Source organism: Egibacteraceae bacterium, assembly GCA_035540635.1.
GTDB lineage: Bacteria > Actinomycetota > Nitriliruptoria > Euzebyales > Egibacteraceae > DATLGH01.
The window spans coordinates 23,310-33,477 of the sequence record DATLGH010000029.1 but is presented as its reverse complement, the minus strand read 5'-3'; the positions used below and the strand labels follow the sequence as shown (position 1 = coordinate 33,477).

Genomic DNA, 10,168 nt, shown 5'->3' with positions numbered 1-10,168 from the left:
GCGTGGTGACCGCGGTCATCGCCGCGCCCCTGGCGTGTGGGGCACGGCCCCCACGGCCCCGAGGGGCCCGACGACCCTGGTGTGGCCGCGCCCGGGTCCGATGCGGCCGTGCCCCACACGCCAGGGGCGCGGCGATGACCGCGGTCACCACGCCCGCAACCGACTGGAAGCGCTACTACGGCTTCTCGCGCACGCCGTTCTCAAAGACCCTCGCGCCCGCCCAGGTGCTGGCCCACCCCGGCCACCTGGAAGCCGTCGCCCGCATCCGCTGGCTGATCGACGAGCAGACCATCGGGCTGGTCACCGGCGAAGTCGGCGTCGGCAAGAGCCTGGCCGCGCGCTGCGCGGTCGCCGACCTCGACGCGTCGCGCCACACCATCGTCTACATCGCCAACCCCGCCGTGGGCGCCCGCGGCATCCACCAACACATCGCCTACGCCCTGGGGGTCGCGCCCCGTTTCCACCGCGGCGCGCTGATCGCCCAAAGCGCCGAACTGCTCGCCCGCGAACGCGACGAGCGTGACAAGGCCACCGTCCTCTTCATCGATGACGCGCACCTGCTCGACGCCGATCAGCTCGAACAAGCCCGGCTGTTGTCAAGCGACCAGATGGACTCGGCATCCCTGCTCGCGGTGATCCTGCTGGCCCAGCCCGCCCTGCGCCGCAAGATCCGCCGCGGGTCCTTCGCGGCGCTGGACCAACGCATCGCCGTGCGCTACCACCTGGGCCCTCTCACCGGCGACCAGACCGCCGACTACATCCGCCACCACCTGCAAATCAGCGGACGCGCCGACCCGCTGTTCGCCGACGACGCCACCGCCGCGATCGCCCACGCCGCCCGCGGCCTGCCCCGCCAGATCGGCAACCTCGCCGTCGCAGCACTCATCGCCGGCTACGCCCGGCGCAACACCATCATCGACATGGACTGCGCCCAAGCCGCCATCGCCGACCACACCGCGGAGTGACCCCCATGCGAATCCACCTCGACCACAACAGCCTCGCCGTCATCACCCACGCCGTCGAAGCGCTCGGCTGGCAACGCGGCATCCCCTGCCCCCTCACCGACCCCGCCCAAGGACCCGACCCCGGCCACGCCCTGCACCTGCTGCAAACCCTCGTCCTGCAAGCCGACAACTACCTGCCCGGACTTATCGCCGCCGCCTACGACCACGGCTACACCCACCACGACATCCGCGGCCTGCTCGGCCTCGACACACCCCTGTTCAGCCGATGACCGCGTCCATCACACACCGTCACCACCCACGCCCTCCCAACGACACCGAACCTGACCACACCAAGGTCAACGAGCGTGGCTGACAACAACTGGTTCAGCGCCCTGGTGCGGTCCTTGTCCGCCGACTCGTACAGCACCTCGAGCACACGCACGGCCTCCACCACGCCGTCACGAGTCTTGGGTGTCCCCGTGGCGACCCCGGCCAGGGCCGCCCGCGCTGCCGCCTCGGCGTCGACCGGGTCGGACTTGCCGCGCAGCCGGCGGGTCTTGCGGTCGGGCCGGTCAACCTCGACGACCGCGATGCCGTGGCGGCGCAGGTGACGGGTCAGACCGGCGCCGTAGGTGCCGGTGCCCTCCACGCCGACCTTGTCGACCACGCCGTGGCCGCGCATCCAGGCCAGCAGCTCGTGGTAGCCGCCGGCAGTGTTGTCGAACGATGCGGTCCCCGCGACGTGCCCGGTCGCGGAGTCCACCACCACCGCGACGTGGCAGTCGGCATGGGTGTCCACCCCGCCCGTGACGTGACGGGCGGGGTCTGTCATGCTGGTGTTGCCTCCTCGGCTCTCATCCAGTCGGGGGAGCACCGAGCCGGCCGGGAGGCGGACAAGACTGCCAAGGGGCGCCTGGTAGCAGCAGGCTCCTATGAGGTCACGCCACCGGTAGGCGCCGGTGCCGGTGGACCCCTGCAGGCGCGGGTCGACAGTTCACCACCTCTGCAACGCCCTCGAGGAAGAACGCGAGCCAGCCCTCCCAGTCCCCTTCGTCGCGCCTCCCAGTCCCCTTCGTCGCGCACGGCCTGCAGCCGGTCGTAGTAGGCCTGGCGGTGGTGCGTGAAAATAATGGGACAGGTACCCGGGTGACGACGCGCGGATCGCCATGGCTCAGTGGACGGTGAGGTCGAAGAGGCCCGCGACGCGGCGGACGTCCTTGTCGGTGGCGAGGATGGGTTGGCGGGCTTCCTCGACTAGGGGGATGTCGTTGAAGACCGCCCAGCACTCCCATGCTGTGTTGGTCCGTGAGAGGTATCGGAGACCGGCGAACCTGGCATGGCCGGCTTCGTCTTCTTGCTGCCAGACCCACTGGCTGATGAACCTGGTGACGCGCCTATCCGGCCCACGGATGACCGCGACGTCCAGGTCGGTGACATTGAGCATGGCCAGTGATGCGCCGAGCTCTCGCTGGAGCAGGGCGAGATTCCGTGGGTGCTCGACGTTGAAGAAGGGCAGGCCGCCTTGTGGGATGACGCGTACCGCAGTACGGCGCTCCCGCCAATCTCGGGGGACGCTGCCGCGGGGCATGAACCCCAGGTCGCTCCATTCGTCGTCGATGAACGCCAGCTTTGGGTCTTTGCGGTAGCGGTTCAGGGTCTCGCCGAAGCAGCCCTCAAGGGTGCTGCCGAAGTACAGAACGGTGTACTGGCCCGTGACGGTGTCGAACCGGTTTCCAGCTCGCGAGTCGCCCATATCCATGACTTCGCGCTTAGGCTGACGCAGCGGGTCGTCGCCGCGCCCGATCCGCCAGAAGCCGACGGATGGTGGAGACAGTTCTCTGGGAGCCTCTGCCTCCACCATGTCGTCTAGGCGCCTGCCAGGAACGCCTTTGCGGCGATCAGGACGTCCCGGTGCCGGCCGTCGCGGATTGCGGTGGCCGGCGACTCGTCACCGAGTTGAGGGTTGAGGCCCACGAACCAGGCCCGGACCGTGTGGGAGCTGTCCTTTTCCTGAAGCAGGTGGAACACCTGGTAGGCGATCCGCAGGCGGTCCTCAGCGTCCTTGCGCGGAGCCTGTTCTCCGCGACTCCACCGGCCTACGTTCTTCGCGTCCTTGGTGTCGGTCATGTAGGCGACCAACTTCTGGCCGAATGCGTCTTGGAGGTACTTCGTCACGTCGGCGATGCTCATCGACACCGCTTCGCGGTGCGCATCCTTTTCCCTGGTCGACAGATTGGACATGCTTAGCCGTGTCGGGTGGCGGTCATGGGTCTCTCCTCAGCCGTTGGTTGCGAGGGCAGCGTACCCGTAGTACCGCCCCTAGAGACACAACCGGAAACACCACCCTACACGGTACCTCGGACGCCCGCCCAGGAATCTTGACTGGTTGTGACCCGAGCCATGGGTCTTCGGGGGCTGTGTCACCAAGGCAAGTGCAGGGCCTGATCCCATACGGCAGGAGATCGAGCGGGTCGCCGCGTCGGGCGCTGAGACGGGGAACCGGCGAAACCGCAGGTCAGCGCGGTGTTCAGGGATCGGCCGCAAGGCGCTGGGACGGCCTGATTGCGGTTCCCAAGCTCGCAACGGGGGTTCGATTCCCCTCACCCGCTCAAAGTAAAGCCGCAGGTCACCTCAGCCTGACAGACAGGGGCGCGCTGTTCTGAAGACCGGGGCGGCGCGTCTTGCGGTACGCGGGCACAGCGCGGTCACACATGACGTTCATCGTTCGTCCTCCAGGGTGTCGTCCGGGTGGTGGTGCTGCCGTCGGGGGCTCGTCGTCGTGCTCGCCGTGAAAGATTCTGCCCATGAACTGCTCCGCGCGCACCGCAGCCTGCCGGCACGGCCCGCGGTGACGCGGGCTAGACGTAGCGGAGGAAGCTCCAGGCGCTCGTGGTCTCGGGCACCCGAGCGTGGACGAGCAGCAGGACCAGCGCGACCTCGTCGGGCTGCATCCCGACGCGCAGCCGCTCACCCCCGGGCCCCCTGCACCAGCGCACAGCCCCGTCTTGCGCATCGGCGACGGAGGTGGTGCCGGCCTTGGTGCGGATCTCCCAGTCCACGCCCGGACCGCGCACGGTGACGACGCGGGTGCGACGCCGCAGCGCCGGGGGTTGCGGCGCAGGACGACCGGTCGGTCACCGGCTCGGGCACCCACCGGTCGGACCTGGAGCGCGAGCGACGTCGGTTCCTCCGCGATCCGCGCAGCACCTTCGCCCTCGGGTCCCCGGACCTCGGCCTCCAACCCAGAGCGCAACCCATCGGCGGTGCGGTGAAGGCCGCCGCATGGGGCCCGACGGCGAACCGGCGGGGGTTCACCCCCTTCCCCCGGGTCTCGCCGACCGGCTCCCATGTGACGTCAATGAGCGGGTAGCAGTCATCGAGTCGGAACAGCACCTCGGTGAGCCCCCGCTTGAGGATGGCGTTCGCGAAGAACAGCGCGGGAGATGCCCCCTGCCGACGAGCGCAGCCGCCTGCGTCTGCCACAGCTTCACCAAGGGCCCCCCGGCCCCCGCCGCCACCGGCCGGCTTCAGACCACCGGCAGCGAGCGCGCAGCCTTGCTTGAAGATCAGACCACACGCGGCACCCGCGAGGGCGGAGAAACCGGAGCGGAAGGCGATCTCACCCATGCCGATGTTGCGGCAGGTGAACCATGTCTCGCTGCCCGTCGACTCGTAGCCGAACGGCAGGCGGCCGTCGATCAAGTACCCCGGCAGCGCCTCGGGGACGTTGGCCTGGTACTTGACGGTCTGCCACTCCACACCGGCCGGACAGCGTCGTCCCCTGCTTCTTCGCCTCGATCACCCCCACCGCCTGGCGGTTGACGAACAGCACGTAATCGGCGGGACCGGCGTCGGTGACCAGCTCCCGGACCGCGACCCCCGTGCCGGCGTACGAAACGGGCCGGGGGTCGGGTCGGACCCTGCGGACAAGCTGCGCCCTCGATCACACACCGGCCGTAGACTCGTGCCATGACCTCCGCCGCCACCGTGAGCCAGCTTGACCTCGGCCATTACGAGGCCGAACGCGCTGCTGCGCTCGCCGGGGTGCCGCGCAGCACGCTGTACTACTGGGCGCGGACCGACCTGATCGTCCCGTCGATCTCCCCGCACCGGGAAAAGCTGTGGTCCTACCGGGACCTGCTGACTCTGCGCCTGGTGCGGTGGCTGCGGCTGCCAAAGGACGACCTCGGCGTCGCAGCCACGACCATGAGCGAGGTCCGGGAGGTTATGGACACCGTGGGCGAGCGCCTCTGGAGCATCGACGAGCGCGGGCGGGAGGTCCCGACGATCCTCGTCGGCAGGGACGGGACGGTCTTCCTGGGCGAGCGGCCGCTCAGCACGCTTGGCGGCCAGGTCGTGCTGGAGCATGACCAACTCGACCTGTTCGCGCCGTTTGACCGCGGGGTGGACTTGCGGGTGCCCCGGCCGCGGTTGCGAATCGTGCCGGGCAAGGTTGCCGGCGAGCCTCACCTTGTCGGGTCGCGTCTGACCACCCGGACGGTCGCTGGCCTGGCCGTGCGGGGGTTATCCGTCGCACAGATCGCTGTGCTGTACCCGCACGAGGAACCCGAAGCGCTCGCGGAGGCCGTCGAGCTCGAGCGCTCGCTCGCCGCGTGAATGCCCCGGCCTGTCGCGCTCGACCACAACTTCCCCGAACCGATCCTCGACTGTGTGAGGCCCTGGTTACCCGAGGTCGAGCTCGCCTGGGTGCGCTCGATCGGCCCCGGCCTGGGCGACGTCGAGGACCATGAACTGCTCTACGCCCTGCGGCAGCACGGCTACCCCGTGCTCGTGAGGAACAACTGCAAGATGGAAAACGACGTCAGGGTACTCGTGGCCCTGGACGCGCATGAGCCTGCTGACGCCCCCGTAGGGAGCGACCTTCCGGAGCCTCCCGGTCCCGAGGCGAGTGCTTCAGGCGGCGTCAGGGCGTCGCCTCCTGGCTGCCCGCATCGTTGTCGGGCGGACCGTGGACGAGCTCCATGAACCGCTCGGCGGCCTCGGGCTGCATGCCGGGCATGACGTGCGCGTAGGTGTCAGCGTGAAGGCGACCGAGCTGTGTCCTAGGCGCTCGGAGACCACCTTCGGGTTGATGCCTGCGGCCAGCAGCAGCGAGGCGTGGGTGTGCCGGACGTCCTGCAGCCGGATGGGCCGCACGCCGGCGCGCTTGACGGCACGGCGGAAGGCCAGGGAGATGGCCGGCGGGTTCCATCAGGTCCCGTCGGCGCACGGGAACACGAGGTTGTTATCCTGCCATGCGGACCCGAGCGCGAGCTTACCCTCGTTCTGCGCGGCCCGGTGCGCGCGCAGCTGGGCGACGGTGCGGCGGTCGAGGTGGATGGTCCGCGCGGAGCCTTCCGACTTCTGCTCGTCCTGGGGCTGGAAGCCGTCCGCGGTGGCCACGATCGTCTGGCGGACCGTCAGGGTGGCGGCCGCGAGGTCGACCTCGCTCCAGCGCAGGCCGAGGATCTCCGAGCGGCGCATCCCGGTGGCGGCGAGCACGCACCACAGGGTGTGCCGCTCGTGCTCGCAGGTGCTGTCCAGGAAGTCGCGCAGCTCTGAGGGGCTCCACGTCTGCATGCCCCGCCGGCGGGAGGCCTTCACGACCCTCATGGGCGGCGGGTCGGCGGCAGCGCGACGTTGCGGGTGAGCAGCCCCCAGCGGACCGCGTCGTTCAGCGCCTTGCGGATCATCGCGTGGATGCGCCGGACCGAAGTCGGGGACAGCCCGCCGGGTTGATGGACACGACCGTCGCGCAACAGGTCGGCGTAGAGGCGGTTGAAGTGGGCTGCGTTCAGGTCGCCGAGCGCGACACCGCCGAGGCGGGAGATGACGTGGTCTTCGAGGTTGCGCTTGCGGTCACTCCACGTCTCGTACTTCACCCGTGGCGGCGCGATAACCGGCAGCCACTCGTCGCGCAGGAACGCCGCGAGACTCATCGTCGACGTGGCGACGAACCCGCCGTCCTCGACGGAGTTGAGCAGCTCGCGCAGGGCCCGCTCGGCGTCCTTCCTCGTCGGGAAGCCGCTGCGCAGCTGGCGGACCCACCGCTCCTCGGCGTCCTTGCCCACGTAGGCGCGGAACGCCCGGCTGAACCTGCCGACGAGCCCGCACTTGCCGCAGGTGCGCTCCTTGACGCGGTTGCCGCACTTCGTGCAGCGCTTGTAGACCGTGCCGCTCACGGCTCGGCCCGCGCATCGTAGTCGTTCACGTCGTCGGCGGCGAGCCCCAGCAGGTCCAGCAGCCGCGCCGTGGGCACGAGCAACCGCCGCTCAATCCTGAACGTCGGCAGCTGGCCCCTGGCCGCCGCACGGTAGGCGGTCGCCCTGGGGATGCCGAGCATCGCGCCGGCCTGCTCGACAGAAAGGGTGGGTGGCAGATCCTTCAGCCTCATCGCAGCCCCCTCGCTCCTCGTGTGGGTCATGAGGGAGTTGCTCTCGCTGGCCGCCGAGTGTGACGAGCTCCTTCGCTCCTGGGGCCAGATCGTCTCGCCGGGCCAGGTCACGGGAGGTCAACCCGGATGTCGTGACGTCGGCGCCACAGCGTTTCGAGGAATGTCGGCCAGTGGATTGCCGGGTCGTGCTGAAGGTGGATCTCATCGAGGAGATGGAGGGCGCCGGTTTGCTGCTGCGTGAGGGCGAAGCCCGTGCCGGCGTCGAGGCCGAAGGCGGCGGTCAGCGCCCGCAGCAGGTCTTGCCGCAAGCGCGACCAGTCCCCGGGATCACCGAGGGAGTCTGCCAGCTGGACGTGGTGGACGAACTGGTCGCGGTGATCCACGCCAGATCCTCGACGCCGATGCCAGGTCGGTCAAACACACCGTCAGCCTCCCGGTGAGGTCGGGCGCCAGGATCCTGGGTGCTCTCCGCTGCGCCAGCCCGGAGGCTCACGGCTTGTGGAAAGCCGCCTGGGCCCAGCATCGAGGCGCAGCATGACGACGCATCAATGCACTACGAGTCCATGCGGGTTGCGGCACCCCCGGCCGGGCGGCATTGCAGGTGCCAGCGAGCCGACCGGATGGCTGCCGTGCGACCCGTTCGCCCGAGCACTGGCCCCTCCGTCCGGGACGCTCACAGCTGGCAGAAGCCCGGCCAAGTCGACATCGTTGGCCGACAGGGGTTCCCTTCGAGCGAACTGGGTCGGCTCTCCTCGCGCCTCGGTCGGCGCACTGCAGGTCAGGCCTCAAGGGCGAAGCGGGGTGTGCGTCGGGAGGAGTCACTCTTTGGCATAGGGCCGGCATAGACCTGAGGCTGTCGCATAGCCTCCAGCATCACCGCAGCATCACCGCAGCATCAATGCCGCATAGGCCGACGGAGCCAGCATCACGGCAGCATCAATGCCGCATAGTCCTGAGCTGAGGCACGGACGACCAGGCACTACCCGCGTGCTCAGGTGAGTACGGGAGCGGACCTCCCTGTGCCCCCCCCTGCTACGGACCGTCTTCAGCGTGTCGGATCCAGCCTTGACGTGCGAGGTCATTCCACGCCGACTCGACGTGGGACGACGCGTAGCGTTGCCTCTTGCGGTGATTCCACGCCCCCACATGCTCGATGACTACGGCGGGACTCGTGCGCGCGTCTGGGTAGTGCTCAGTGACCCAGTGAACGGTGGCAAGGAGCTCAAGTCCATAGGGACTGTCGTAGCCATCGACGAGACGCGACACTTTTGCAACGCGCCGTTGTGCCTCCTCGTCGTCCCGTACTGCTGCGTCGATGGGTTCGTCGGCCTCCGGCGCGATCGTCATCCGCGATGGCGTACCGGCGCTCCGGTCTCCGTAGCCACGCAAGTAGTGGCCCTCCATTCGCTGCAGAACATGGTTGAGCGCTTCGGCGTATGGGCCGTACCGGTGCTTGATGAAGTTCAGCTTCAGGGGCTGACCGGCATGTTGAAGGAAGTACGCCAACTTCTGCGCCTCAAGACGACCAACCGTCTTGCCCCAAGTCCCAGCGAGATAGCGACGAAAAACCAGGAGCAGGGCGGCTCGATTGGGTGTCAGGGTTGGTCGCGATGTTGCCACCGGCATCATGTCAGCGGCCGGCGTGCCAGCAGGCTCGTACACGTAGACATCGAGACCATGCAGATCACCCAGGGCCTCAAGGATGAGGGGACGCACATCCCTCCACTCAAGTCCGCCGTGGCCACAGCCCAGCGGGGGCAGGGCCACCGACTTGACGCTCTCGGCCTCCAGGACAGCCCGTAGGTCCTGCAGGCCCGCTTCAATGTCGCGGAGCTTAGATGTCGCTCGCCAATGCCGCTTCGTCGGAAAGTTGATGATCAGGCGGGGTTTGCCGAGTCGGTCACTGTGCCAGACGAACATGCGACCGAGCTGTACCTCCCCTGCACGACACGCCCGTTCGTACTCCTTGAAGTTGTTCGGGAAGGCCTGCTTGAACTGCAGCGCGATGCCCTTGCCCATCACCCCAACTGTGTTCACCGTGTTGATCAGGGCCTCAGCATCCGCCTCGAGAAGGTTGCCCTGCGTGAACTCGATCATCGCGGTTTCCCTCTTCACCTCAGTAATACCACTCACGACGGACGGACACGGTAGGGCGATGCCCCTGATGGACTTCGAGGATCTCGTTGACGAGTTTCGCCTCCGCCTGTGACATCACGCCGATGGCCCTCACATACTCCCACGGGACGAAGTCGTGAACGAGGAACTCGGCCATGCGCCGCTCCATACGATCAGGCTGCTCCTGCGTATTGTTCCAGTACCGAGCCTTCATCAAGGCCAAGTCCACATGCTCGCCAAGGTCATCGAGCACATCCGTGAACTGCGCATAGGCGAGCGCTGCGTTGCGATCCGTGTAGACGAAGGGAAGGCCGGCGTTGGCGATCGCGTCCGCCGAGACCACAAGGTGTGCGACGGGACCCTGGCCCTCCGGGTACCCCTCCACGTTCCCGTTGCTGATCGTGAACAGCATCGGAGAGCGGGGGCCGAAGTAGAAGGGGACGTAGTCGGCGACCACACCTCGGGCCTCACCTCGCACGCGCACCGCCCGGAAGAACCGCCGTTGCTTGATATCGCTGTAGCCGATGCACACTGCGGTCAGGTTGTCCTCCTGGCAGTCGCGGTCGCAGCAGATCCCACCCCGAGCGAGGATGCCGGGCAGATTGTTCCGGTGGGTTATATGGAAGATGGGGGTCGGCATGTGCAGGCAGGGTGTGATGGGGAGGGTATCGCGGGACTGAGGTTAACGACCACACCTTCGTGGCGCTACACCTCC

General features: G+C 68.2%; 12 protein-coding genes, 1 tRNA gene and 1 pseudogene. 4 read left to right on the top strand and 10 right to left on the bottom strand.

Annotated features, from left to right (window positions below; genetic code table 11):
- Positions 1 to 134 precede the first annotated feature (134 nt).
- Together VM324_05230 and VM324_05225 are read left to right on the top strand one after the other, a co-directional pair.
- Positions 135 to 965 (top strand): AAA family ATPase, encoded by an 831-nt coding sequence (locus VM324_05230; protein ID HVL98674.1) that lies wholly within the window; start codon positions 135 to 137, stop codon positions 963 to 965.
- A 5-nt stretch (positions 966 to 970) separates the two neighbouring features.
- Positions 971 to 1,234 carry a hypothetical protein gene (locus VM324_05225; GenBank protein ID HVL98673.1) on the top strand — a complete coding sequence of 88 codons (264 nt, stop codon included), beginning with the start codon at positions 971 to 973 and terminating at the stop codon, positions 1,232 to 1,234.
- Here VM324_05225 and VM324_05220 read toward each other — a convergent pair.
- The 3 genes from VM324_05220 to VM324_05210 form a co-directional block, all read right to left on the bottom strand.
- Complete coding sequence (locus VM324_05220) at positions 1,174 to 1,776, bottom strand: transposase (protein ID HVL98672.1); 603 nt, start codon at positions 1,774 to 1,776, stop codon at positions 1,174 to 1,176. The two genes, VM324_05225 and VM324_05220, sit on opposite strands and share 61 nt — an antisense overlap.
- Before the next feature lie 339 nt (positions 1,777 to 2,115).
- Complete coding sequence (locus VM324_05215; protein HVL98671.1) at positions 2,116 to 2,805, bottom strand: RES family NAD+ phosphorylase; 690 nt, start codon at positions 2,803 to 2,805, stop codon at positions 2,116 to 2,118.
- Positions 2,806 to 2,810: 5 nt separating this feature from the next.
- Positions 2,811 to 3,185 carry a hypothetical protein gene (locus VM324_05210; GenBank protein HVL98670.1) on the bottom strand — a complete coding sequence of 125 codons (375 nt, stop codon included), beginning with the start codon at positions 3,183 to 3,185 and terminating at the stop codon, positions 2,811 to 2,813.
- Positions 3,186 to 3,462: 277 nt separating this feature from the next.
- Here VM324_05210 and VM324_05205 point away from each other — a divergent pair.
- Positions 3,463 to 3,553 (top strand) — tRNA-Pro (locus VM324_05205).
- Positions 3,554 to 3,802: 249 nt separating this feature from the next.
- Here the strand turns inward: VM324_05205 and VM324_05200 are convergent.
- Complete coding sequence (locus tag VM324_05200; GenBank protein HVL98669.1) at positions 3,803 to 4,003, bottom strand: hypothetical protein; 201 nt, start codon at positions 4,001 to 4,003, stop codon at positions 3,803 to 3,805.
- A 910-nt stretch (positions 4,004 to 4,913) separates the two neighbouring features.
- Here VM324_05200 and VM324_05195 point away from each other — a divergent pair.
- Positions 4,914 to 5,561, top strand: a complete 648-nt coding sequence (locus VM324_05195) for a DUF433 domain-containing protein (protein ID HVL98668.1) — start codon at positions 4,914 to 4,916, stop codon at positions 5,559 to 5,561.
- 483 nt (positions 5,562 to 6,044) lie between these two features.
- Here VM324_05195 and VM324_05190 read toward each other — a convergent pair.
- The 6 genes and pseudogenes from VM324_05190 to VM324_05165 form a co-directional block, all read right to left on the bottom strand.
- Positions 6,045 to 6,428 (bottom strand): annotated as a pseudogene (locus VM324_05190) (tyrosine-type recombinase/integrase).
- Positions 6,429 to 6,553: 125 nt separating this feature from the next.
- Entirely contained in the window at positions 6,554 to 7,126 is a 573-nt protein-coding gene (locus VM324_05185) for a hypothetical protein (protein HVL98667.1), read from the bottom strand.
- Positions 7,123 to 7,338 (bottom strand): helix-turn-helix domain-containing protein, encoded by a 216-nt coding sequence (locus VM324_05180; protein ID HVL98666.1) that lies wholly within the window; start codon positions 7,336 to 7,338, stop codon positions 7,123 to 7,125. The genes VM324_05185 and VM324_05180 overlap by 4 nt, the downstream gene beginning before the upstream one ends.
- A gap of 107 nt (positions 7,339 to 7,445) precedes the next feature.
- A complete protein-coding gene (locus VM324_05175; GenBank protein ID HVL98665.1) occupies positions 7,446 to 7,721 on the bottom strand; it encodes a hypothetical protein in 276 nt (91 codons plus the stop codon).
- Between the two features lie 649 nt (positions 7,722 to 8,370).
- Positions 8,371 to 9,435 carry a macro domain-containing protein gene (locus VM324_05170; protein HVL98664.1) on the bottom strand — a complete coding sequence of 355 codons (1,065 nt, stop codon included), beginning with the start codon at positions 9,433 to 9,435 and terminating at the stop codon, positions 8,371 to 8,373.
- A 19-nt stretch (positions 9,436 to 9,454) separates the two neighbouring features.
- Positions 9,455 to 10,093 (bottom strand): DUF4433 domain-containing protein, encoded by a 639-nt coding sequence (locus VM324_05165; GenBank protein ID HVL98663.1) that lies wholly within the window; start codon positions 10,091 to 10,093, stop codon positions 9,455 to 9,457.
- Positions 10,094 to 10,168: the final 75 nt, after the last annotated feature.

Coding starts and splice junctions, on each gene's coding strand:
- VM324_05230 (HVL98674.1), top strand. CDS start 135: ATGACCGCGGTCACCACGCCCGCAACCGACTGGAAGCGCTACTACGGC.
- VM324_05225 (HVL98673.1), top strand. CDS start 971: ATGCGAATCCACCTCGACCACAACAGCCTCGCCGTCATCACCCACGCC.
- VM324_05220 (HVL98672.1), bottom strand. CDS start 1,776: ATGACAGACCCCGCCCGTCACGTCACGGGCGGGGTGGACACCCATGCC.
- VM324_05215 (HVL98671.1), bottom strand. CDS start 2,805: ATGGTGGAGGCAGAGGCTCCCAGAGAACTGTCTCCACCATCCGTCGGC.
- VM324_05210 (HVL98670.1), bottom strand. CDS start 3,185: ATGTCCAATCTGTCGACCAGGGAAAAGGATGCGCACCGCGAAGCGGTG.
- VM324_05195 (HVL98668.1), top strand. CDS start 4,914: ATGACCTCCGCCGCCACCGTGAGCCAGCTTGACCTCGGCCATTACGAG.
- VM324_05180 (HVL98666.1), bottom strand. CDS start 7,338: ATGAGGCTGAAGGATCTGCCACCCACCCTTTCTGTCGAGCAGGCCGGC.
- VM324_05170 (HVL98664.1), bottom strand. CDS start 9,435: ATGATCGAGTTCACGCAGGGCAACCTTCTCGAGGCGGATGCTGAGGCC.
- VM324_05165 (HVL98663.1), bottom strand. CDS start 10,093: ATGCCGACCCCCATCTTCCATATAACCCACCGGAACAATCTGCCCGGC.